This window comes from Sphingomonas degradans, assembly GCF_053502645.1.
Genome location: NZ_CP177172.1, coordinates 4,341,133 through 4,367,487 on the forward strand (window position 1 = coordinate 4,341,133; position 26,355 = coordinate 4,367,487).

The 26,355-nt window shown below is 68.3% G+C and carries 5 protein-coding genes; 1 reads left to right on the plus strand and 4 read right to left on the minus strand.

The window, feature by feature from the left end; genetic code table 11:
* Positions 1-17: 17 nt before the first annotated feature.
* Positions 18-1,076 carry a GDP-mannose 4,6-dehydratase gene (locus ACG3SL_RS20100; RefSeq protein ID WP_448662916.1) on the plus strand — a complete coding sequence of 353 codons (1,059 nt, stop codon included), beginning with the start codon at positions 18-20 and terminating at the stop codon, positions 1,074-1,076.
* Here ACG3SL_RS20100 and ACG3SL_RS20105 read toward each other — a convergent pair.
* The 4 genes from ACG3SL_RS20105 to ACG3SL_RS20120 are packed head-to-tail and all read right to left on the minus strand — an operon-like array spanning position 1,034 to position 26,235.
* The gene (locus tag ACG3SL_RS20105; RefSeq protein WP_448662917.1) at positions 1,034-2,899 is read right to left on the minus strand and encodes an O-linked N-acetylglucosamine transferase, SPINDLY family protein; all 1,866 of its coding nucleotides are present in this window, start codon (positions 2,897-2,899) and stop codon (positions 1,034-1,036) included. The two genes, ACG3SL_RS20100 and ACG3SL_RS20105, sit on opposite strands and share 43 nt — an antisense overlap.
* On the minus strand, positions 2,896-4,686 hold the full coding sequence (locus tag ACG3SL_RS20110; RefSeq protein ID WP_448662918.1) for a tetratricopeptide repeat-containing glycosyltransferase family protein: 1,791 nt from the start codon (positions 4,684-4,686) through the stop codon (positions 2,896-2,898). The genes ACG3SL_RS20105 and ACG3SL_RS20110 overlap by 4 nt, the downstream gene beginning before the upstream one ends.
* Positions 4,683-5,858 (minus strand): glycosyltransferase family 4 protein, encoded by a 1,176-nt coding sequence (locus ACG3SL_RS20115; RefSeq protein WP_448662919.1) that lies wholly within the window; start codon positions 5,856-5,858, stop codon positions 4,683-4,685. Before ACG3SL_RS20115 ends, ACG3SL_RS20110 begins: the two co-directional genes overlap by 4 nt.
* 55 nt (positions 5,859-5,913) lie before the next feature.
* A complete protein-coding gene (locus tag ACG3SL_RS20120; RefSeq protein WP_448662920.1) occupies positions 5,914-26,235 on the minus strand; it encodes a beta strand repeat-containing protein in 20,322 nt (6,773 codons plus the stop codon).
* Positions 26,236-26,355: the final 120 nt, after the last annotated feature.

Below are 26,355 nucleotides of genomic sequence, written 5' to 3' on the forward strand. Positions count from 1 at the left end.
ATATGACTTCAAGCGAAGTGGTCCGCCGCGCCCTTGTCACAGGCATAACGAGCCAGGATGGCGCCTACCTCGCGGCCTTGCTGCTGGACCAGGGCTATCACATAACCGGCGTCTTGCGCCCCTCTGGCACCCGCCTGGACGGCGCGTGGCGATTGAAGGCGCTGGGGATCGCGGACCGGTTGCACTATGTGACGGTCGACCTTGCGAACCCGGCGGACGTGGTGCGGCTGGTGCGATTGGTCGAACCCGACGAAATCTACCATCTCGCCGCCCTCAGTTCCGTTCATGCCTCGTTCGATGCGCCGGCCGAGACGTTCGCCAGCAATGCGACCGCGACCACGCATTTGCTGGAGGCGATCCGGACCTGCAGTCGGCATACACGCTTCTACCACGCGTCGTCGTCCGAGATGTTCGGCGCGCCGCCGCAGGCATTGCAGGACGAGCGCACGCCCTTTCATCCGCGCAGTCCCTATGCCGTGGCCAAGGTCGCGGCGCATCAGATGACGATGCTGTATCGCATCGCCTATGGTCTCTTCTGCGTGAACGGCATTCTCTACAATCACGAATCCCCCTTGCGGGGCGCGGAGTTTGTGACGCGGAAGATCGTACAGGGCTTGTGCCGCTGGCAGGCAGGCGAGCGTGAAGCGATGGCGCTTGGACGGCTGGACATGCGCCGCGACTGGGGTTTTGCCGGGGATTATGCGCGCGGCATGTACCTGATGATGCAGGCGGCGGCGCCGGACGATTATATCCTTGCGACCGGGCGTACGCACAGCGTGCGTGACTTTGTGGACCTGACGGCGCGGGCGCTGGGCATTCCACTCCGCTGGGAAGGCGAGGGCGTGGAGGAGCGAGCGATCGACCTTTCGACCGGCAGCATCTGCGTGACGATCGATCCCGCGCTCTTTCGTCCGGCCGATGTCGCGGCGCTCTGTGGCGACAACCGTCATGCGCGCGAGACGTTGGGTTGGTCACCGACGGTCGACCTGCCCGCGCTCGCCGCGATGATGGTCCGCGAGGAAACGGCGCGCGTTCAGGCGGCGATGGCGACCCGTTTGCGCCACATGGCGCGATAAGCGTCCTCGACGTCGCGCGCAAAGCGCGCATGGTTCATGATGGGCGCCGCACGCATGCAAAAGCGAAGATCGCGACGATAGGTGGCGAGGCGATCGGGATCCGCGGCCAGCGCCGCCGCGCGCTCGACATAGTCTTCGGCGGTGTCGGCAATCAGTTCCTCCAGCCCTGAATGGGTCAGAATGCTCGCAGACACGCGCGCGACATGGTGGTCCCCAAGCAAGGCGACGACAGGTACGCCCATCCACAGCGCCTCGCAGGTGGTCGTCGTGCCGTTGTACGGCATGGTATCCAACGCGATATCCATGCGGCCATAGGCCCTGAAATGATCGTCCACCGGCACGATCGCGGCATCCAGTTCTACCCGCGAAGGGTCGATGCCCCCCGATGCAAAGCGATCGAGGAAGCGCGCGCATGTGGCAGGATCGCCGAATGCCCCGCCCTTGAGCAGCATATGCGAATCCGGCACACGCCTTAGCACCTCGCACCACAATGCGATGGTCTCGGCGGTCACTTTTGCCAGGTTGTTAAACGATCCGAACGTGATGAAGCCGCGGGCAACGGATGGCGGCGCGCTTGCCGGGGGGATCTCCGTCGTCGGTTGATAGGCAAGGAATCCGTGCGGCAGGCGAACCAGTGCCTCGCTGTGCCAATGTTCGGTGAGGCCGGGCGGATCGGCAATGGCGTCGGTGAAGCGATAGTCGATCGCGAGCATTCCCGTGGTGTCGGGATAGCCCAGCCACGTCACCTGCACGGGCGCCGGCCTGCGTGCGAACAGCAGGGGGCGGGAACCCGCGGTATGCCCGGTCAGATCCACCAGAATGTCGATGCGATCCCGCAGGATATGGGCAGCGGCGGCTTCGTCCGACAGGCTGTCGATCGAAGCCCAGTGATCGCTGCGCGTGCGGATACGCGCTGTCACGTCATCCTGTCTCGACGAGATCGCGTAGCAGAAGATTTCAACCTGTGCCGAATCGTGTCCGTACAGGAGCGGCTCAAAGAAGCGAGACACGGGATGCGCACAGAAATCGGGTGACACATAGCCGATGCGCAACCGACGCGCGGGATCGGGGTCCGCAATCTCCAGGGGCCGTTCCGGCAGAAGCGGTTGGGCGTGAAGCGCATTCCAACGCCGGTGCGCGCGCCAGATGACCTCTGGCGGCACCAGCGGGGTATAGTGAAGCGCGAACAGAAGATTCGAGTGGAGCAACGGAACCGCAGGGTGCCGGTCGGTGGCCTCGCGGAGCAGGCGGATCGCATCGATCACGCGCCCGGTGGATTTCAGCAATTCGCCCAGATTGGCAAAGGGCTGCGGCAGTTCCGGTTTTGCCGCGATAGCGGCGCGATAGCACTGCTCGGCCAGATGCCAGTCGCCGCTTGCCTGATGCACGTCCGCAAGGTTGCTATACGCTTCACCCAAAGCCGGGTCGGCAAGCAGTGCGCGACGATAGGCCAGCTTGGCCCCGTCACGATCTCCCAGCGCCTGGACCGTCATGCCAAGATTGAACCACCCCTCCGCATAGTCGGGGCGGAGCGCGACAGCGGCACGTGCGCTCGCCAACGCTTCGGCGTGGCGACCCAGGCTGCTCAGAACGCCGACCAGATTGCTGCGGAATGCCGCTTCGTCCGGCGAGGCGGCAATCGCATTGCGATAGAGGTCGATGGCTTCTTCGAAACGCGATTGCCCACGCAGCAGCACCGCCAGATTATTGCTGGCATACGCATGGCGGGGATCGCTGTTCAGCAGCGCGCGATAGCCGGCTTCGGCCTGGTCGAGTCTGCCGGCGCCATGATGGGCTATTGCCTCGTCGAGCAGCGCGGTCATCCCAGCATCCCCTCGGCTGACAGGATGTCACGCAGCTTGCGTGCGGCCTGGCCCCAGGTGAAGTTGGCCATCAAGTGCCCGCTTGCATCCGGCAGCGCAACGTCACGATCCCTGACGATAGCCTCCACGATGGCGACCGCGGCATCCTCGTCCGGTTGCCACCAGTCCAGCCCGAAAAAGGGCGGATAAGGGGCATCGACATAGGGCTGGCGCGCTGGCGCTACGGTCGCCGGGATCATGCGTGCAACCGATGGATTGAGATAATCCAGATAGGCGCTGTGGGCCGGCGCGATCAGGCCAAGCCCCATCGCCCCGGCCTTTGACATCGGCAAATCCCAGCCTTCGCCGTGCGACATGCTCCAATAATATGTGGCGGCGGCATAAAGCCCCGCCATCTGCCGTTCGTTGAACATCTGATCGATCAGCAGGATGCGCGCGGCATCGGCGAAGCGTCGACCTACCACTGCCTCACTGGTCTTCAGCAGGTCGCGAAGGATCTGGCCTTCCTTCTCTTTCCCACGACCCGTCTTCAAGAGGAGCACGGCATCGTCCGTCCGCCGTGTCGCGCGCAGCCAGACGCGAAACAGGCCGGCCAGATTCTTGCGGGGAATCAGGTCCGAGACATTGAGAAAGCGATGGCGAAACGAAGAGACGGCGCGGTCGCCGTCCGACGCCAGCACCATCGGGCTTATGTCGCGTGCCATCTGCTCGGCATCCACGCCCAATGGGCACACGCGAAGCCGCGCCTCGGCGAAACCCTGCGCCGCCCAGGCGCGCCGCGAGGATTCGGTCGGCACGATAACCAGATCGCTCGATTCGCTGAGCCGTGCCCACGGGAGCGGAATGCGGGTCCCTTCGAACATCGAATAGGTCACCGTCGCCAGGCCCGGCACCTTCTCCACAGCGATCGGGATTGCGATGTTGACCAGCGCCCGAGCGGGAACCGGGACGTGCAGCGGCTCGTCGGCCCAGCGTTCGTTGCCCGTCAGCCCGATCACGGTGAGCGGAACGCCTTGCTCGCGCAGCGTCTGGATATAGCGGCGACCCATATGCGCATAGCCGCTGATCGTGTCGAACGGGCCGCGCAGCACCAGGCCAGGCGCCGCTTCGCCGGGTGGCGGAACGGCGTTGGCCGCTGCGCGGTAGCTGCGGATGCGGCTGGCTATGCCGGCTGCTTCATCGGTGGGGGCGGCGCCTTGCGTCTTTTCAATGAACGTGGTGGCACGGTCCAAGTCTCCACGCCGCAGGGCAAAAGTGGCAGCGAACATGTTCGCATAGCCATCGTCAGGAAAAAGACGGAGCGCGCTGCCCACCGTTGCCGCTGCGTCTTCGGCATCGCCCAGATGGAACAGGGCCGAGGCCGCACCCACCCAATAGGATATGTCCCGCACCGCAATACGGGCCGCGCGCTTTATCAGTATTGCCGCAGCATCCAGATCGCCCTGTTCGCGACAGATCAGGCCCAGGCGATTCCACGCGACCGCATCGGCGGGGTCGAATACGCAGAGCTGGCGCAGCCGGAGGATGGCGCCGTCGAGGTCGCCGATCATTTGCAGCGCGATGGCCAGATTCGTCAGCAGGCCACTATGCGTCGGGTCAATCTCGACTGCCGCGTTCAGCGCGGCCACCCCATCCTCGGCGCTGCCAGAGGAGGTCAGCGCAACGCCAAGCAGATTCAGCAGATCGAGATCGCGCGGGGCATCCGCCAGCGCTGCCCGACAAACCTGCACCGCTTCCTGCCAGCGGCCGGCCTGGGCGTGGCTGCGCGCGAGTGCGAAGCTGTTCATGGTGATCCGACGGCTTCAACGAATTGCTCTGCGAATCTACGCCAGGTCCGCTCGCCCCGTATGAAGGCCTGCCCGCGCTGCCCCAGCAGGCGCGCGCTCTCCCGATCGGCGTATAACGTCTCCAGGTGCGCCACTATTTCCTCGACCGAAGACTCGCCCCAACCGCGCCTGCGCCCATGGGGATCATCGACTGGATACTGGCGTGTGATCGGCAGCGCCCCGCCCGATCCAAGCAGATCGCGGTGTCCGGTATTGTCGGACAGGATCGTCGGCACGCCGCACGCCATTGCCTCCATGGCAACCAGATTGGTGGCCCCCTCGCAGCGATTGGGAAAGATCGCGGCATGGCATTCCGCCAGCACCGGCGCAATCTGGTCGCGCGAAAGAAAGCCCAGATCGATGAAAGCGTCCGCCGGCGCCCGGTGCGCGATAGCCCAATCGACGATCTTGAGCCTTCCGGTGGTGCGGTCGATCTCGGCGGGGGCAGGCGTCAGGCGGGACTCGGCGATGCTGCCTGCCAATTGCGGCCAGGGATTGTGCCACGCGGTGACCAATACGGAATCCGGGTGGCGGGCGTGGAAGATGCTGAACGCGGCAAGAACCAGGTCCTGCCCTTTCCGGAACTCCAGCTTGCCACCGGAGAATATCACGAAGCGATCTTCGAATGCTCCGCGCGCCGGCAGGATCGGCAGTTCGTCCGGATCGACGCCCTGCAGGACGCAATCAATGTTGGTGAACCCCGCGTCGATCAGGAGATCGCGATTGTAGGAGGAATGCACGACGATACGCTCATACCGCTGCGCGCGCGCGATCAGCGGCGCGTCAAACAAGGTATCTTCGAACGCGATCACGCCGATATTGCGATCGGCGCGAAACCGCAGGGATGGGGCATCGACTTCGAACCGGCTGCCCAGCGCGTGCAGAATGGTGCAATCGCCCAGATGGAGAAGCTGCGGCTCCCGCTTGGCCGCAATCGCGGCGATCTGGCGGTATCCATCCATCAATGGTGCCAGCTTTGCCTGGTTCTCCGGTCGCAGCGTGGAGAGCTTGGGCTCCTCCAGCAGCAGGAGCGGCAGGTTCTGCTCGGCGCAGCGTAGCGCAATATGCACCCCTACCAGCCCCCAACCGTGAATCTCGGTCAGTTGCCACGTTAATGCGAGCGTACGCGTCACCTGAACCACCCCGGCATTGTGGGCACGTTGATCGACCTGCCGACGATATGCCGGGTTAGGTACCGAAGATCACATTATGGTCAAGCGGAGTGGCGCTGTTGCGTATCACGCCCAGCAGCCGGATGTCGCTGGTTCCGACCTGGGCACTCGCGTCGGTCTTGCTGACCAGATACATGCCCGTATCGGTGCCGTTCGACACCATTACCATAACGCTGCCGCCCGCTTGCGCATTGTTGATTGATCCGATCGCGGCGCGAACCTCGGTAAGGTTCGCATCGGTCAGATTGGTCACGCGCGTCGTCAAACGCACCACCTCGTCGGTCTGGATATTGATCGCGCCGGTGCCACGGCTGGCCCAGTCGATCGCGCCGTTGCCATTATGGTCCAGCATGGTGCGAAGCTGCCCGCCAAGCACGATCTGGTCGGCGCCGGACTGGAAGTTCAGTATCTCGTCATAGCCCTGGTTCGCACCGGTTGCCGCGCCTTCGGTCGGCTTGTTGAACAATATTTGATCGGCTCCGCCGCCCAGCGCGATCCGGTCGGCACCGCCGCCGCCCGTGAAGCGGACTCCCGTGTCGCCGACGATGGTGACCACATCCGCCAGTGTGCCGCCGGCAAGCGTTTCAATGCCGCTTGCCAGCATGGTGATGCCGGTATTGCCGATCGTCACGATATCCGTACCGGCGCCGCCCGCCAGCGTTTCGATGGCGCGGACGAGCAGTATGTTGCCGCCATCGCCCAGCGTGACTGCGTCGGTGGCATTGCTACCGATCAGGACGTCAATGCCCTGCGCCATCATCGTGACGCCGCCCCCGAGGAAGATGAAGTCGGTGCCAGACCCGCCGACCAGTGTCTCGATACCCGACACCGTGGTTGTAGCGCCGCCTCCGCCCAGCACGACATGGTCTTGGCCGGTGCCGCCGGTCAGCGTTTCGAGCGCAGTGACGGTAATCGCATTCCCGCCGTTGCCCAATTGCACCCAATCCTTGGTCCCGCTGCCGGCCAGGAGTTCCACGCCGGAGATGGCAATGGTGTTGCCCACGCCGCCCAGAAGAATCTGGTCGTAACCGCTGCCCCCCGCCAGGCTTTCGATCAGCGATACGTTCATCGCTGCACCGCCCGCGCCGATCGTGACGAAATCGTTGCCACTGCTGCCGACGAGCGTCTCGAGTTGCAGCACGGCCATCGTGGTCCCGCCAGCACCGGTAAAGCGGATCGAATCGATACCGGCGCCACCGATGATCGTGTCGTATCCGCCGGCCACGTCACTGCCATTGCCGCCGTCGGGCAGTTGCAGGATACGGGAGGGCGACTCCACTGTCAGCGTCACGGTCGCGGTCGATGTCGCACCGGATCCGTCGGCGATGGTGTAGCTGAAGCTGTCCTGCGACTGGGCGCCGCCCGGCAGGCCGCTGAATGCGCCGTTCGCGTCATAGATGTAGCTGCCGTCGGCATTCACCTGCACCCTGGCGCCGGACGCAAGCGTGACGAAGGCGCCGATGACGTTCGTGTTGTTTACCCCGATGACGCGAACGGTATCGCCCGCATCGGGATCACGATCGTTGATGAGCAGGCCACCCGCACCAACGGACAGCATGCCGCTGCCATCGACGCGCGCCGTGTCGTTCGTCGCGATCGGGGCACGATTGACGTTGGTGACGGTGAAAGCGAACGTCTGGCTGGCGGTGGCGCCGGTGCGGTCGGCGGCGACCACCTTTACGGACACGGTGCCGGCATCGGCATAGCCGGGCTGGGCCGTGAACGCGCCGGTTGCCGGATCGAACGTCAGCCAGGACGGCAGCGCGCTGCCGTCTGCCAGCGTCGCGGCATAGGTCAGGCTGTCGCCGGCATCGATGTCGGTGAACGCGCCGGCGGGGACCGCGAACGCCAGGGTGCCGCCTTCGGCGATCTGCTGGTCGGCGAGCGTGGTGCCGATGCGCGGCGCGTCGTTCGCCGGGGTCACGTCGAGCGTGATGGTGCCGGTGGCGGGGGTGCTGCCCACGGCGCTGGAGCTGACCGTGATCGTGACGCTGGTGTCGGTCTCGTTATCGGCGACCGGCGTGAACGACACCGCGGCGAGCGCGGCGTTGACCTGTGCCTGGGTGCCGGTGGCCGTCCATATGCCGGTGGCGGCGTCGTAGGTGGCAACCCCGCTGGTGGTCAGCGCGCCCAGCGTCGGGCTGGCGAGCGCCAGCGTGGCAGTGATCGTCGAGCCCGCAGGCGCAGCGTCGATCGACGGCGCGCCCAGGCCGACCGCGCCGCTGTCTTCCAGATAGCTGCGGGTCGCGGTGGCGTTGGCCAGTGCGATCGCGGTCGGTGCGACCGCCACGCCACCGCTGGCGAGCGTGCCCGACAGCGCATTGCCCGCCAGGTCGCGCACCAGCGTGCCGCCGACGCCGAGCGCCAGCGTGCCGTTGCCCGCGATGCCGGTGGCAGTGACCGTGAAGCTGCGGTCGTCGATGCGCGTGATCGTGGCGATCGTGCCGCTGGCCGATCCGGTGGCAGCGAGCGAGAGGCTGCCCGCATCGAGCGCGTCGACCGCCTCGGAGAAGGTCACGGTCCAGCTCAGCGTGGTCGTGTCGGTGGCCGGGGTGCCCTGCAGCGCGATCCCGGCGATGCCGGGTGCGGTCCGGTCGAGGTTGACGCTCGCGGCGCTGCTGGCCGTGCTGGTCCGGCCGGTGGGGCCGGTCGCGGTGGCAGTGAAGCTGTGCGCGCCGGTCAGCGCGCTGGCATCGACCGTGAAGCTGTAGGCGCCATTGCCGTCGGCGGTCACGGTCTGGCCGCTGTCGACCCCGTCGATGAACAGGCGCACGCTGGTGCCTGCCTCTGCGGTGCCGCCCAGCTGCAGGCTGGTCGCGTTGGTGATGCCGTCGCTCGCCGAACTGCCGCTGTCGCTGATCGCGGCCAGCGCCGGGGCGGACGGTGCCGCCGGGGTGGCCAGCGGGGTGATGACCACGTCGAAGCTCGACTGGCGCGATCCGCCAAAGCCGTCGCTCGCAGTGACCGTGATCGTGCGGGTGCCCGCCATCGACGGCGTCCAGGCAATGCCCTGCTTCACGGTCACGACCCCGCTGGTCGCGTCGATCGCGAACACATCGGTATCCGCGCTCGCCAGCGCATAGCTGACCGCCGGGCCGTTCGGATCGGCCGCGGCCGCAGTGATGCCGACCGCCGTACCGCCCGCCGCGCCCTCGAGCACGGTGTTGGCGGCGGTATCGGCGTCGATCGTCAGGCTGGGCGGGGTATCGTGGACTGCCAGGGTGAACGTCTGGCTGGCGGTGGCGCCGGTGCGGTCGGCGGCGATGACCTTTACGGACACGGTGCCGGCATCGGCATAGCCGGGCTGGGCTGTGAACGCGCCGGTTGCCGGATCGAACGTCAGCCAGGACGGCAGCGCGCTGCCGTCTGCCAGCGTCGCGGCATAGGTCAGGCTGTCACCGGCATCGATGTCGGTGAACGCGCCGGCGGGGACCGCGAACGCCAGGGTGCCGCCTTCGGCGATCTGCTGGTCGGCGAGCGTGGTGCCGAAGCGCGGCGCGTCGTTCGCCGGGGTCACGTCGAGCGTGATGGTGCCGGTGGCGGGGGTGCTGCCCACGGCGCTGGAGCTGACCGTGATCGTGACGCTGGTGTCGGTCTCGTTATCGGCGACCGGCGTGAACGACACCGCGGCGAGCGCGGCGTTGACCTGTGCCTGGGTGCCGGTGGCCGTCCATATGCCGGTGGCGGCGTCGTAGGTGGCAACCCCGCTGGTGGTCAGCGCGCCCAGCGCCGGGCTGGCGAGCGCCAGCGTGGCAGTGATCGTCGAGCCCGCAGGCGCAGCGTCGATCGAGGGCGCGCCCAGGCCGACCGCGCCGCTGTCTTCCAGATAGCTGCGGGTCGCGGTGGCATTGGCCAGTGCGATCGCGGTCGGCGCGACCGCCACGCCGCCGCTGGCGAGCGTGCCCGACAGCGCATTGCCCGCCAGGTCGCGCACCAGCGTGCCGCCGACGCCGAGCGCCAGCGTGCCGTTGCCCGCGATGCCGGTGGCGGTGACCGTGAAGCTGCGGTCGTCGATGCGCGTGATCGTGGCGATCGTGCCGCTGGCCGAGCCGGTGGCAGCGAGCGAGAGGCTGCCCGCATCGAGCGCGTCGACGGCCTCGGAGAAGGTCACGGTCCAGCTCAGCGTGGTCGTGTCGGTGGCCGGGGTGCCCTGCAGCGCGACCCCGGCGATGCCGGGTGCCGTGCGGTCGAGGTTGACGCTCGCGGCGCTGCTGGCCGTGCTGGTCCGGCCGGTGGGGCCGGTCGCAGTGGCAGTGAAGCTGTGCGCGCCGGTCAGCGCGCTGGCATCGACCGTGAAGCTGTAGGCGCCATTGCCGTCGGCGGTCACGGTCTGGCCGCTGTCGACCCCGTCGATGAACAGGCGCACGCTGGTGCCTGCCTCTGCGGTGCCGCCCAGCTGCAGGCTGGTCGCGTTGGTGATGCCGTCGCTCGCCGAACTGCCGCTGTCGCTGATCGCGGCCAGCGCCGGGGCGGACGGTGCCGCCGGGGTGGCCAGCGGGGTGATGACCACGTCGAAGCTCGACTGGCGCGATCCGCCAAAGCCGTCGCTCGCAGTGACCGTGATCGTGCGGGTGCCCGCCATCGACGGCGTCCAGGCAATGCCCTGCTTCACGGTCACGACCCCGCTGGTCGCGTCGATCGCGAACACATCGGTATCCGCGCTCGCCAGCGCATAGCTGACCGCCGGGCCGTTCGGGTCGGCCGCGGCCGCCGTGATCCCGACCGCCGTACCGCCCGCCGCGCCTTCGCGCACGGTGTTGGCGGCGGTATTGGCATCGATCGTCAGGCTGGGCGGGGTATCGTGGACTGCCAGCGTGAACGTCTGGCTTGCGGTGGCGCCGGTGCGGTCGGCGGCGACCACCTTTACGGACACGGTGCCGGCATCGGCATAGCCGGGCTGGGCCGTGAACGCGCCGGTTGCCGGATCGAACGTCAGCCAGGACGGCAGCGCGCTGCCGTCTGCCAGCGTCGCGGCATAGGTCAGGCTGTCGCCGGCATCGATGTCGGTGAACGCGCCGGCGGGGACCGCGAACGCCAGGGTGCCGCCTTCGGCGATCTGCTGGTCGGCGAGCGTGGTGCCGATGCGCGGCGCGTCGTTCGCCGGGGTCACGTCGAGCGTGATGGTGCCGGTGGCGGGGGTGCTGCCCACGGCGCTGGAGCTGACCGTGATCGTGACGCTGGTGTCGGTCTCGTTATCGGCGACCGGCGTGAACGACACCGCGGCGAGCGCGGCGTTGACCTGTGCCTGGGTGCCGGTGGCCGTCCATATGCCGGTGGCGGCGTCGTAGGTGGCAACCCCGCTGGTGGTCAGCGCGCCCAGCGTCGGGCTGGCGAGCGCCAGCGTGGCAGTGATCGTCGAGCCCGCAGGCGCAGCGTCGATCGACGGCGCGCCCAGGCCGACCGCGCCGCTGTCTTCCAGATAGCTGCGGGTCGCGGTGGCGTTGGCCAGTGCGATCGCGGTCGGTGCGACCGCCACGCCACCGCTGGCGAGCGTGCCCGACAGCGCATTGCCCGCCAGGTCGCGCACCAGCGTGCCGCCGACGCCGAGCGCCAGCGTGCCGTTGCCCGCGATGCCGGTGGCAGTGACCGTGAAGCTGCGGTCGTCGATGCGCGTGATCGTGGCGATCGTGCCGCTGGCCGATCCGGTGGCAGCGAGCGAGAGGCTGCCCGCATCGAGCGCGTCGACCGCCTCGGAGAAGGTCACGGTCCAGCTCAGCGTGGTCGTGTCGGTGGCCGGGGTGCCCTGCAGCGCGATCCCGGCGATGCCGGGTGCGGTCCGGTCGAGGTTGACGCTCGCGGCGCTGCTGGCCGTGCTGGTCCGGCCGGTGGGGCCGGTCGCGGTGGCAGTGAAGCTGTGCGCGCCGGTCAGCGCGCTGGCATCGACCGTGAAGCTGTAGGCGCCATTGCCGTCGGCGGTCACGGTCTGGCCGCTGTCGACCCCGTCGATGAACAGGCGCACGCTGGTGCCTGCCTCTGCGGTGCCGCCCAGCTGCAGGCTGGTCGCGTTGGTGATGCCGTCGCTCGCCGAACTGCCGCTGTCGCTGATCGCGGCCAGCGCCGGGGCGGACGGTGCCGCCGGGGTGGCCAGCGGGGTGATGACCACGTCGAAGCTCGACTGGCGCGATCCGCCAAAGCCGTCGCTCGCAGTGACCGTGATCGTGCGGGTGCCCGCCATCGACGGCGTCCAGGCAATGCCCTGCTTCACGGTCACGACCCCGCTGGTCGCGTCGATCGCGAACACATCGGTATCCGCGCTCGCCAGCGCATAGCTGACCGCCGGGCCGTTCGGATCGGCCGCGGCCGCAGTGATGCCGACCGCCGTACCGCCCGCCGCGCCCTCGAGCACGGTGTTGGCGGCGGTATCGGCGTCGATCGTCAGGCTGGGCGGGGTATCGTGGACTGCCAGGGTGAACGTCTGGCTGGCGGTGGCGCCGGTGCGGTCGGCGGCGATGACCTTTACGGACACGGTGCCGGCATCGGCATAGCCGGGCTGGGCTGTGAACGCGCCGGTTGCCGGATCGAACGTCAGCCAGGACGGCAGCGCGCTGCCGTCTGCCAGCGTCGCGGCATAGGTCAGGCTGTCACCGGCATCGATGTCGGTGAACGCGCCGGCGGGGACCGCGAACGCCAGGGTGCCGCCTTCGGCGATCTGCTGGTCGGCGAGCGTGGTGCCGAAGCGCGGCGCGTCGTTCGCCGGGGTCACGTCGAGCGTGATGGTGCCGGTGGCGGGGGTGCTGCCCACGGCGCTGGAGCTGACCGTGATCGTGACGCTGGTGTCGGTCTCGTTATCGGCGACCGGCGTGAACGACACCGCGGCGAGCGCGGCGTTGACCTGTGCCTGGGTGCCGGTGGCCGTCCATATGCCGGTGGCGGCGTCGTAGGTGGCAACCCCGCTGGTGGTCAGCGCGCCCAGCGCCGGGCTGGCGAGCGCCAGCGTGGCAGTGATCGTCGAGCCCGCAGGCGCAGCGTCGATCGAGGGCGCGCCCAGGCCGACCGCGCCGCTGTCTTCCAGATAGCTGCGGGTCGCGGTGGCATTGGCCAGTGCGATCGCGGTCGGCGCGACCGCCACGCCGCCGCTGGCGAGCGTGCCCGACAGCGCATTGCCCGCCAGGTCGCGCACCAGCGTGCCGCCGACGCCGAGCGCCAGCGTGCCGTTGCCCGCGATGCCGGTGGCGGTGACCGTGAAGCTGCGGTCGTCGATGCGCGTGATCGTGGCGATCGTGCCGCTGGCCGAGCCGGTGGCAGCGAGCGAGAGGCTGCCCGCATCGAGCGCGTCGACGGCCTCGGAGAAGGTCACGGTCCAGCTCAGCGTGGTCGTGTCGGTGGCCGGGGTGCCCTGCAGCGCGACCCCGGCGATGCCGGGTGCCGTGCGGTCGAGGTTGACGCTCGCGGCGCTGCTGGCCGTGCTGGTCCGGCCGGTGGGGCCGGTCGCAGTGGCAGTGAAGCTGTGCGCGCCGGTCAGCGCGCTGGCATCGACCGTGAAGCTGTAGGCGCCATTGCCGTCGGCGGTCACGGTCTGGCCGCTGTCGACCCCGTCGATGAACAGGCGCACGCTGGTGCCTGCCTCTGCGGTGCCGCCCAGCTGCAGGCTGGTCGCGTTGGTGATGCCGTCGCTCGCCGAACTGCCGCTGTCGCTGATCGCGGCCAGCGCCGGGGCGGACGGTGCCGCCGGGGTGGCCAGCGGGGTGATGACCACGTCGAAGCTCGACTGGCGCGATCCGCCAAAGCCGTCGCTCGCAGTGACCGTGATCGTGCGGGTGCCCGCCATCGACGGCGTCCAGGCAATGCCCTGCTTCACGGTCACGACCCCGCTGGTCGCGTCGATCGCGAACACATCGGTATCCGCGCTCGCCAGCGCATAGCTGACCGCCGGGCCGTTCGGGTCGGCCGCGGCCGCCGTGATCCCGACCGCCGTACCGCCCGCCGCGCCTTCGCGCACGGTGTTGGCGGCGGTATTGGCATCGATCGTCAGGCTGGGCGGGGTATCGTGGACTGCCAGCGTGAACGTCTGGCTTGCGGTGGCGCCGGTGCGGTCGGCGGCGACCACCTTTACGGACACGGTGCCGGCATCGGCATAGCCGGGCTGGGCCGTGAACGCGCCGGTTGCCGGATCGAACGTCAGCCAGGACGGCAGCGCGCTGCCGTCTGCCAGCGTGGCGGCATAGGTCAGGCTGTCGCCGGCATCGATGTCGGTGAACGCGCCGGCGGGGACCGCGAACGCCAGGGTGCCGCCTTCGGCGATCTGCTGGTCGGCGAGCGTGGTGCCGATGCGCGGCGCGTCGTTCGCCGGAGTCACGTCGAGCGTGATGGTGCCGGTGGCGGGGGTGCTGCCCACGGCGCTGGAGCTGACCGTGATCGTGACGCTGGTGTCGGTCTCGTTATCGGCGACCGGCGTGAACGACACCGCGGCGAGCGCGGCGTTGACCTGTGCCTGGGTGCCGGTGGCCGTCCATATGCCGGTGGCGGCGTCGTAGGTGGCAACCCCGCTGGTGGTCAGCGCGCCCAGCGCCGGGCTGGCGAGCGCCAGCGTGGCAGTGATCGTCGAGCCCGCAGGCGCGGCGTCGATCGAGGGCGCGCCCAGGCCGACCGCGCCGCTGTCTTCCAGATAGCTGCGGGTCGCGGTGGCGTTGGCCAGTGCGATCGCGGTCGGCGCGACCGCCACGCCACCGCTGGCGAGCGTGCCCGACAGCGCATTGCCGGCCGTGTCGCGCACCAGCGTGCCGCCGACGCCGAGCGCCAGCGTGCCGTTGCCCGCAATGCCGGTGGCAGTGACCGTGAAGCTGCGGTCGTCGATGCGCGTGATCGTGGCGATCGTGCCGCTGGCCGAGCCGGTGGCAGCGAGCGAGAGGCTGCCCGCATCGAGCGCGTCGACGGCCTCGGAGAAGGTCACGGTCCAGCTCAGCGTGGTCGTGTCGGTGGCCGGGGTGCCCTGCAGCGCGATCCCGGCGATGCCGGGTGCGGTGCGGTCGAGGTTGACGCTCGCGGCGCTGCTGGCCGTGCTGGTCCGGCCGGTGGGGCCGGTCGCGGTGGCAGTGAAGCTGTGCGCGCCGGTCAGCGCGCTGGCATCGACCGTGAAGCTGTAGGCGCCATTGCCGTCGGCGGTCACGGTCTGGCCGCTGTCGACCCCGTCGATGAACAGGCGCACGCTGGTGCCTGCCTCTGCGGTGCCGCCCAGCTGCAGGCTGGTCGCGTTGGTGATGCCGTCGCTCGCCGAACTGCCGCTGTCGCTGATCGCGGCCAGCGCCGGGGCGGACGGTGCCGCCGGCGCCGCCAGCGGGGTGATGACCACGTCGAAGCTCGACTGGCGCGATCCGCCAAAGCCGTCGCTTGCGGTGACCGTGATCGTGCGGGTGCCCGCCATCGACGGCGTCCAGGCAATGCCCTGCTTCACGGTCACGACCCCGCTGGTCGCGTCGATCGCGAACACATCGGTATCTGCGGTCGCCAGCGCATAGCTGACCGCCGGGCCGTTCGGATCGGCCGCGGCCGCAGTGATGCCGACCGCCGTACCGCCCGCCGCGCCCTCGCGCACGGTGTTGGCGGCGGTATCGGCATCGATCGTCAGGCTGGGCGGGGTATCGTTGACTGCCAGCGTGAACGTCTGGCTTGCGGTGGCGCCGGTTCGGTCGGCGGCGACGACCTTTACGGACACGGTGCCGGCATCGGCATAGCCGGGCTGGGCCGTGAACGCGCCGGTTGCCGGATCGAACGTCAGCCAGGACGGCAGCGCGCTGCCGTCTGCCAGCGTCGCGGCATAGGTCAGGCTGTCGCCGGCATCGATGTCGGTGAACGCGCCGGCGGGGACCGCGAACGCCAGGGTGCCGCCTTCGGCGATCTGCTGGTCGGCGAGCGTGGTGCCGATGCGCGGCGCGTCGTTCGCCGGGGTCACGTCGAGCGTGATGGTGCCGGTGGCGGGGGTGCTGCCCACGGCGCTGGAGCTGACCGTGATCGTGACGCTGGTGTCGGTCTCGTTATCGGCGACCGGCGTGAACGACACCGCGGCGAGCGCGGCGTTGACCTGTGCCTGGGTGCCGGTGGCCGTCCATATGCCGGTGGCGGCGTCGTAGGTGGCAACCCCGCTGGTGGTCAGCGCGCCCAGCGCCGGGCTGGCGAGCGCCAGCGTGGCAGTGATCGTCGAGCCCGCAGGCGCGGCGTCGATCGAGGGCGCGCCCAGGCCGACCGCGCCGCTGTCTTCCAGATAGCTGCGGGTCGCGGTGGCGTTGGCCAGTGCGATCGCGGTCGGCGCGACCGCCACGCCACCGCTGGCGAGCGTGCCCGACAGCGCATTGCCGGCCAGGTCGCGCACCAGCGTGCCGCCGACGCCGAGCGCCAGCGTGCCGTTGCCCGCGATGCCGGTGGCGGTGACCGTGAAGCTGCGGTCGTCGATGCGCGTGATCGTGGCGATCGTGCCGCTGGCCGAGCCGGTGGCAGCGAGCGAGAGGCTGCCCGCATCGAGCGCGTCGACGGCCTCGGAGAAGGTCACGGTCCAGCTCAGCGTGGTCGTGTCGGTGGCCGGGGTGCCCTGCAGCGCGACCCCGGCGATGCCGGGTGCCGTGCGGTCGAGGTTGACGCTCGCGGCGCTGCTGGCCGTGCTGGTCCGGCCGGTGGGGCCGGTCGCAGTGGCAGTGAAGCTGTGCGCGCCGGTCAGCGCGCTGGCATCGACCGTGAAGCTGTAGGCGCCATTGCCGTCGGCGGTCACGGTCTGGCCGCTGTCGACCCCGTCGATGAACAGGCGCACGCTGGTGCCTGCCTCTGCGGTGCCGCCCAGCTGCAGGCTGGTCGCGTTGGTGATGCCGTCGCTCGCCGAACTGCCGCTGTCGCTGATCGCGGCCAGCGCCGGGGCGGACGGTGCCGCCGGGGTGGCCAGCGGGGTGATGACCACGTCGAAGCTCGACTGGCGCGATCCGCCAAAGCCGTCGCTCGCAGTGACCGTGATCGTGCGGGTGCCCGCCATCGACGGCGTCCAGGCAATGCCCTGCTTCACGGTCACGACCCCGCTGGTCGCGTCGATCGCGAACACATCGGTATCCGCGCTCGCCAGCGCATAGCTGACCGCCGGGCCGTTCGGGTCGGCCGCGGCCGCCGTGATCCCGACCGCCGTACCGCCCGCCGCGCCTTCGCGCACGGTGTTGGCGGCGGTATTGGCATCGATCGTCAGGCTGGGCGGGGTATCGTGGACTGCCAGCGTGAACGTCTGGCTTGCGGTGGCGCCGGTGCGGTCGGCGGCGACCACCTTTACGGACACGGTGCCGGCATCGGCATAGCCGGGCTGGGCCGTGAACGCGCCGGTTGCCGGATCGAACGTCAGCCAGGACGGCAGCGCGCTGCCGTCTGCCAGCGTGGCGGCATAGGTCAGGCTGTCGCCGGCATCGATGTCGGTGAACGCGCCGGCGGGGACCGCGAACGCCAGGGTGCCGCCTTCGGCGATCTGCTGGTCGGCGAGCGTGGTGCCGATGCGCGGCGCGTCGTTCGCCGGAGTCACGTCGAGCGTGATGGTGCCGGTGGCGGGGGTGCTGCCCACGGCGCTGGAGCTGACCGTGATCGTGACGCTGGTGTCGGTCTCGTTATCGGCGACCGGCGTGAACGACACCGCGGCGAGCGCGGCGTTGACCTGTGCCTGGGTGCCGGTGGCCGTCCATATGCCGGTGGCGGCGTCGTAGGTGGCAACCCCGCTGGTGGTCAGCGCGCCCAGCGCCGGGCTGGCGAGCGCCAGCGTGGCAGTGATCGTCGAGCCCCCAGGCGCGGCGTCGATCGAGGGCGCGCCCAGGCCGACCGCGCCGCTGTCTTCCAGATAGCTGCGGGTCGCGGTGGCGTTGGCCAGTGCGATCGCGGTCGGCGCGACCGCCACGCCGCCGCTGGCGAGCGTGCCCGACAGCGCATTGCCCGCCGTGTCGCGCACCAGCGTGCCGCCGACGCCGAGCGCCAGCGTGCCGTTGCCCGCAATGCCGGTGGCGGTGACCGTGAAGCTGTGGTCGTCGATGCGCGTGATCGTGGCGATCGTGCCGCTGGCCGAGCCGGTGGCAGCGAGCGAGAGGCTGCCCGCATCGAGCGCGTCGACGGCCTCGGAGAAGGTCACGGTCCAGCTCAGCGTGGTCGTGTCGGTGGCCGGGGTGCCCTGCAGCGCGATCCCGGCGATGCCGGGTGCGGTGCGGTCGAGGTTGACGCTCGCGGCGCTGCTGGCCGTGCTGGTCCGGCCGGTGGGGCCGGTCGCGGTGGCAGTGAAGCTGTGCGCGCCGGTCAGCGCGCTGGCATCGACCGTGAAGCTGTAGGCGCCATTGCCGTCGGCGGTCACGGTCTGGCCGCTGTCGACCCCGTCGATGAACAGGCGCACGCTGGTGCCTGCCTCTGCGGTGCCGCCCAGCTGCAGGCTGGTCGCGTTGGTGATGCCGTCGCTCGCCGAACTGCCGCTGTCGCTGATCGCGGCCAGCGCCGGGGCGGACGGTGCCGCCGGGGTGGCCAGCGGGGTGATGACCACGTCGAAGCTCGACTGGCGCGATCCGCCAAAGCCGTCGCTCGCAGTGACCGTGATCGTGCGGGTGCCCGCCATCGACGGCGTCCAGGCAATGCCCTGCTTCACGGTCACGACCCCGCTGGTCGCGTCGATCGCGAACACATCGGTATCCGCGCTCGCCAGCGCATAGCTGACCGCCGGGCCGTTCGGATCGGCCGCGGCCGCAGTGATGCCGACCGCCGTACCGCCCGCCGCGCCCTCGAGCACGGTGTTGGCGGCGGTATCGGCGTCGATCGTCAGGCTGGGCGGGGTATCGTGGACTGCCAGGGTGAACGTCTGGCTGGCGGTGGCGCCGGTGCGGTCGGCGGCGATGACCTTTACGGACACGGTGCCGGCATCGGCATAGCCGGGCTGGGCTGTGAACGCGCCGGTTGCCGGATCGAACGTCAGCCAGGACGGCAGCGCGCTGCCGTCTGCCAGTGTCGCGGCATAGGTCAGGCTGTCACCGGCATCGATGTCGGTGAACGCGCCGGCGGTGACCGCGAACGCCAGGGTGCCGCCTTCGGCGATCTGCTGGTCGGCGAGCGTGGTGCCGATGCGCGGCGCGTCGTTCGCCGGGGTCACGTCGAGCGTGATGGTGCCGGTGGCGGGGGTGCTGCCCACGGCGCTGGAGCTGACCGTGATCGTGACGCTGGTGTCGGTCTCGTTATCGGCGACCGGCGTGAACGACACCGCGGCGAGCGCGGCGTTGACCTGTGCCTGGGTGCCGGTGGCCGTCCATATGCCGGTGGCGGCGTCGTAGGTGGCAACCCCGCTGGTGGTCAGCGCGCCCAGCGCCGGGCTGGCGAGCGCCAGCGTGGCAGTGATCGTCGAGCCCGCAGGCGCGGCGTCGATCGAGGGCGCGCCCAGGCCGACCGCGCCGCTGTCTTCCAGATAGCTGCGGGTCGCGGTGGCGTTGGCCAGTGCGATCGCGGTCGGCGCGACCGCCACGCCACCGCTGGCGAGCGTGCCCGACAGCGCATTGCCCGCCGTGTCGCGCATCAGCGTGCCGCCGACGCCGAGCGCCAGCGTGCCGTTGCCCGCAATGCCGGTGGCGGTGACCGTGAAGCTGTGGTCGTCGATGCGCGTGATCGTGGCGATCGTGCCGCTGGCCGAGCCGGTGGCAGCGAGCGAGAGGCTGCCCGCATCGAGCGCGTCGACCGCCTCGGAGAAGGTCACGGTCCAGCTCAGCGTGGTCGTGTCGGTGGCCGGGGTGCCCTGCAGCGCGATCCCGGCGATGCCGGGTGCCGTCCGGTCGAGGTTGACGCTCGCGGCGCTGCTGGCCGTGCTGGTCCGGCCGGTGGGGCCGGTCGCGGTGGCAGTGAAGCTGTGCGCGCCGGTCAGCGCGCTGGCATCGAGCGTGAAGCTGTACGCGCCATTGCCGTCGGCGGTCACGGTCTGGCCGCTGTCGACCCCGTCGATGAACAGGCGCACGCTGGTGCCCGCCTCTGCGGTGCCGCCCAGCTGCAGGCTGGTCGCGTTGGTGATGCCGTCGCTCGCCGAACTGCCGCTGTCGCTGATCGCGGCCAGCGCCGGGGCCGACGGTGCCGCCGGCGTGGCCAGCGGGGTGATGACCACGTCGAAGCTCGACTGGCGCGATCCGCCCACGCCGTCGCTCGCCGTGACCGTGATCGTGCGGGTGCCCGCCATCGACGGGGTCCAGGCAATGCCCTGCTTGACGGTCACGACTCCGCTGGCCGCGTCGATCGCGAACACATCGGTATCCGCGCTCGCCAGCGCATAGCTGACCGCCGGGCCGTTCGGATCGGCCGCGGCCGCCGTGATGCCGACCGCCGTACCGCCCGCCGCGCCTTCGAGCACGGTGTTGGCGGCGGTATCGGCGTCGGTCGGTGCACTCGGTGCAGCATTCGCCACGGCGATGGCGAAACTCTGAGTCGAGGTTCCATAGGCGCCATTGTCGGCCTTGACCGTCACGGTGTGCGAGGTCGCCGTCTCATGGTCGAGCAGCGTGCCGTCGCGCACGGTAATGACGCCGGTCTGGCTGTCGATCTGGAAGCGCCCGCCCGCGTCGTCAACGAGCGAGTAGGTGATCGTCTTTCCTTGCGGGTCGACTGCCGAGGCGGTGATTCCCACCGTCGTTCCGCTGGCGGCGCCTTCGATTACGCCATCGCTATTGGTGTCTGTATCGGAGGGCGTGGCCGGTACCGCGTCCCGAACGTTCAGGTCGAGCGTCGTGGCGTTGACGCCGTCGCTCGCGCGGACCCGGATGACCTGCACCCCGCTGGCGAACTGGACTGCCGAGGGGTTGGCGATCGTCACCACGCCGGTGACGGCGTCGATCAGGTATGCGCCGCCTGCATCGTCGACGAGGCTGTAGGTCAGTGGATTGCCGTCCTGCGCCGAAACCGTGCCGACCACGAATCCCGCCGGCGCGGCTGCCGTCGCATAGAGCGTGCCGTCCAGATTGGTCGGCGCGACGGTATCGAGCGCGATGGCACCGCCCTGCACAGTCGTGCTGGCTATCGCAATGCCCAGTCCGTCGACGACGTCCGATCCGTTCCCGACGAAATCAAGACGCAGCGTACCTTCGCCCGCGACCTGATCGATAGCTACCTGATAGGTGGTGCCGTTGCCCGAGACCGCAACGATGGTGCCGCCAAGCGTGGAACTGCCACCGATCGCGAAGTCCGAGATGTCGACACCGGTCACCGGCTTGGTGAACACCACCGTGTAGGTGATGCTGGTGGCGTTTGCGGCGGGTGTGCCGTCGACAGTGATGCTGTCCACCGCGGGCGGGTCGACCGCGAAGGTGAGCAGCGTGGCGCCGTTGCTGTTGGCCACGACGAGGTCCGCAACGGTGAGGCCTGCCTGCCCCTGGAGCGTGACGACGATCGGGCTGGCGCTGCCGATGGTCAGCACTGCGTCCGCACCATTGCTGGCGATCGACACGTCGCTGGCGGCGAAGGTCGCGCCGCTGAGGCGCAAACTGTCGCCGCTGATCTTGAAGTCGGTAACGATGTCGCCGTCGGTGACGTCGAACAGATTTGCGCCGGTGCCGCCCGTCAGCGTGTCCGCACCGCCACCGCCGACGATCGTGTCGTCGCCGCCACCGCCGATGATCGTGTCGTTGCCATCGCCGCCGATGATCGTGTCGTCGCCATCGCCGCCGTCCAGCGTGACCGCCGTTAGGGAGCCCGATGCCACGGTGATGTGGTCCGCGCCGGTGCTGCCAGTGATCGACTCAACCTCTGTGACGGTCATGGTCGATGCGGCATTGATCTGGACATGGTCCAGTCCGCCCGATCCGATCACGGTCTCCGCGTCCGAAAGCGCAATGGTCTGGCCGCTGCCGGCAAGCACGATGCTGTCGTTGCCGGTGCTGCCCGTGATCGACTCAACCGCTGTGACGGTGATGGTCGATGCGGCATTGAGCTGGACACGGTCCAGCCCGCCCGATCCGATAACGGTCTCTGTGTCTGAAAGCGCGATGGTCTGGCCGCTGCCCGCAAGCATGATGCTGTTGTTGGCGGTGCTGCCCAACACGGTTTCGATGGCAGAGACCGCCAATGTGGCGCCGCCGGTGATGTTGATGACGTCGTCGAACGCGCTGCCGATCAGCGTCTCGATCCGCCAGACATTCATCGTCACGCCGGCTGTTGCGGTGATGATGTCAAGTCCGCTGCCCCCGACGAGCGTCTCGATCTGACTGACCGCGATCGTATGCCCGCCCGTCAATAGGGTAACCCGGTCGATCCCGCTGCCGCCGGCAACGGACTGCAGGCCGGATACGTTGACCGTTTGTCCGCCGTCGCCCAGCGTTACCGCATGGTTGCCGGTACTGCCGATGATCGTTTCAACGTTCGTCGCGGAGACAGTCTGGCTGCCCGCGCCAAGCACGATCCGATCCAAGCCGGTGCTGCCGAGCACGGTTTCGAAGCCAGCGACCGTCACCGTAGCGCCCGAAGCCAGGCTGACGATGTCGTTAAACGCACTGCCGATGAGCGTCTCGACCAGCGAGACGTTCATCGTCGCGCCGGCTGTTGCGGAGACTATGTCGAGTCCGGTGCCGCCGGCGAGTGTCTCGATCTGGCTGACTGCAATCGTTTGGCCGCTGGCGGAAAGGACAAGCCGGTCGAGTCCGGCCCCTCCCGTGACGGCCTCTATGGCGGAGACGAACAGTGTTTCCCCGCCAGCCCCCAGCGTGATTGCGTTATAGCCCGTACTGCCGGTGATCGTCTCAATGCCGGTCACGAAGACGGTTTGATCGCCCTGAAGGGAAACGACGTCGCGATTGAGCCCGCCGATGATGGTTTCCATACCGAAGGTGGCGACCGTATTGCCGATGCTGGCCAGGATGAGAGTGTCGTTTCCGGTGCCGCCGGTGACGGTTTCGATCGTCGAGATGCTCAGCGTCTGTCCGCCATTGCCCAGCCAGATCTTGTCGCTTCCGCTGGAGCCCGTCAGGCTTTCGATGGCGGTGACCGCCAGGGTATTCCCGCCGCTAACGAGTGCGACCGAGTCGTTGCCGCTGCCGCCCGCGAGGGTTTCGATGCCGGAGACCGTGATCGTCTGGCCGCCATCCGCCAAGGTAAGAACGTCGGCTCCAGTGCTGCCGATGACGGATTCGATACCGGAGAGGCGCACCGTCTGGCCGCCGCTGCCGAGTAGGACGCGGTCGTTTCCGCTTCCGCCCGTCACGCTTTCGACGGCGGTGATCGTCAGCGTCTGGCCGCTGTCGCCGAGCGTGACCGAATCGTTGCCGGTCCCGCCGGACAGGATTTCGACGCCGGAGACCGTGATCGTCTGGCCGCCATCCCCCAAGGTAAGATTGTCGGCGCCGGTGCCGCCGGTGACGGATTCGATACCCGTAACGCGCAACGTCTGGCCGCCGCTGCCAAGCGTGACCGAGTCGTTGTCGCTTCCGCCGGACAGGATTTCGACGGCGGTTATCGTGATCGTCTGTCCGCCATCCGCCAAGGTGACATTGTCGTCTTGGATGCTGCCGATGACGGATTCGACACCCCCTACGCGCACTGTCTGGCCGCTGCCGGGCGTCATGCCGTCGGTCGAGCCTCCCTCGAGCGTGACCGAGTCGTTGCCGGTGCCGCCGGTCAGGGTCTCGACGGCGGAGACCGTGATCGCCTGACCGCCATCCGCCAAGATGAGAGTGTCGTTGCCGCTGCCGCCGATCAGGGTATCGACGGCGGAGACCGTGACCGTCTGGCCGCCATCGGCAAAGATGAGAGTGTCGTCTCCGGTGCTGCCGGTGACGGATTCGATACCCGTGACGCTCAACCAGCCGCCGCTGCCGAGCGTGATGGCGTCGTTCCCGTTTCCGCCGGTCGCGAAATCGATGCCGGCAATATGGATGGTCTGGCCGCCAGCGCCCAGCGTGACCGTGTCGTAACTGCTGCTGCCGGTGACCGACTCCACGGCCACCACGGTGATGGTCTGCCCGCCATCGCCCAGCGCCAGCGCATCAGTGCCGGTGCCGCCAGTGATCGATTCCACGGCGGTTATCGTGATCGTCTGACCGCCATCCCCGAGCGAAAGCTGATCCTGGCCGGCACTGCCGATCACGCTTTCCACATTGGTAAGGGCAATGGTCTGGCCACCATCGCCAAGGGCGAGGACATCATTGCCGATGCCGCCCGTGACCAATTCCACCGCCGCTATGGCGATGGTGCTGCCGGTCTCGCCGGTGCTGGTGACGACGTCACGCACCGTGCTGCCGATCAGCGTTTCGATCTGTGACACCGCCATGGTGAAGCCGGACGGGGCGCTAACCACATCCTTTTCACCGCCGCCGCTCAAGGTCTCGATGCCGGCCACCGAGAGGGTCTGGCCGCCGCCTGCAAGGAGGACCGCGTCGTTTCCGCTGCCGCCTGTCAGATCCTCGATCGACGAAATCAGCAGGGTCGAGCCGCTCGTCCCCGTGATGGTTACGACTTCGCGTTGACCGCTGCCGGTCAGCGTCTCCAGAGCGTCGACCGCGATCGTCGTACCCTCGGTCCGCGTGAGCGAGACGACGTCGTTGTCGGTGCCACCGATGACGGTCGCGTAGGAATTGACCGAAACCGTATTGCCGCCGTTCGGCAGTTGCAGCGTATCGCTGACGACCGGTCCCAGCACGACATATTGGCCGCTGCCGGTCAGCGTGCGGGCGACTCCGTTATCGTAAACGGTCTCGACGCCGGAGACATAGATCGTCGCCTGGGTGTCGGTAAAGTCGAAGACATCGTTCCCATCGCCACCAATGACGGTTTCCACGCTCGTCAATTGCATGGTCGTGCCGTTGATCGTGCCGACCGCGAGGATATCCGCGTCGGCGCTGCCGATGATGGTTTCGACATCGGTCACCTGCAGGGTGGCGCCACCCGCAGCGACCAGCAGGACGTCGGTTCCGGTGCTGCCGACGACCGTATCCAGCGCGCTGACGCTGAGCGTCTGGCCACCCTGAAGCACGATCGCGTCGATCTCGGCGCTGCCGATGATGGTTTCGACTGCATCGACGGTGAGTGTGTTCGCAACGGCCGGAGTCGACAGGAGCGTCAAAACGTCGCTGCCGCCGCCGCCCGTGAATGTCTCGATGCCCAATAGCTGCGTCGTCGACCCGCCGTCTCCGACGTTCACCGAATCGGCGTTCGCGCTGCCGTAGACCGTTTCGATCCCGATCAGCCTCGTCGCGTTCGCCGCGGTGCCGATCTTGGAAAAGACAAGGGTATCTGAGGCGGAACTGCCAACGAGGGTCTCGACAAGCGCGACGCTGACGGTGTTGCCTGTATCCTGCAGTTGCACTATGTCGCTGGTACTGGCGAGAACGCCGACGATCGTTTCGATGCTCGAAACGCTCAAGGTGCTGCCACCGGCAGCCAAGGAAGCGGACATGGCCACCACGTCGGCTTGCGCGGTGCCGAGGATCGTCTCGATCTGGGCAACCAGCACGGTGCCGGTGCTGGTGGCGGCGGCGAGGGGGGACTCCCCGATCACCGCGGTCGTCGAGCGTTCCAGAACCGTGATGACGTCGTTGCCCGACGAACCGATCAAGGTGTCGATGTCACTGACCGCAAAGGTATTGCCGGTATCGAGCAGCACCAACGCATCGCGGGCGCCGCTGCCGCCAACGATACGGTCGATCATCGACACGCCCAGCGTCATGCCGCCGGTGAGGAAGTTGATGGTGCCGGTCTTAAAGGCGTTGGCAGCGAGGTCATAGCCGCTGCTGCCGATCAGCGTTTCGAGAAACCCAATGCCAATCGTGGCGCCGCCATCGGCAAGCGTGAGAACATCCGTCTTGCTGCCATTGCCGACCAGAACCTCGACGCTGGAGACCATGACGGTGCTGCCACCCGCCGCAGTGCTCGTAGCAATTATATCATTGCCACTGGCGCCAAGGATCGTTTCGATCGCTCCGATGGTCGTCGTCGTACCGAGCGTGTTCGCGATACTGAGGACGTCGTTGCCCACTCCCCCCATTATCGATTTGATGTAGCTGATGCTCACCGAACTGCCGCCGGCGTCGGCCAGTGTGATGAAGTCGGTTCCGGTACCGGCGCCGATCAAGGTCTGGATATCGCTGACCAGCATCGTCGACCCGCCCGTCGTCAACGTCAGGACGTCTTTGCCGGTGTTGCCGATGATAGTGTCGATGAACTGGACACCCAGCGTGTTGCCGGCCGTGCCACCCAGCGTGATGATTTCCTTGTTTGTTATAGTTTTTACGGCGTACACATGGTCGACGCTGGTGACGGTCATCGTCTGGCCAGTGGAGTTTAGAACCAGACCCTGCGTGCCGCTGCTTACGCCCTTGACGAACGAATAGACGGCTCCCGTCGTAAGGGTAACGTCCGCGCCACCCGATAGGGTCAGGGTTCCACCAGCGGCCATAACTCGATATTCCCCCCCACGACGAAGCATCGTCGTTTAACGAGAGATTCCCGCCTTTTGAAGCCAAGGTTGGAGAAAGCGGAAAATATTGCCGATTGCGTTCTCGCGTAAGCGCGTTGG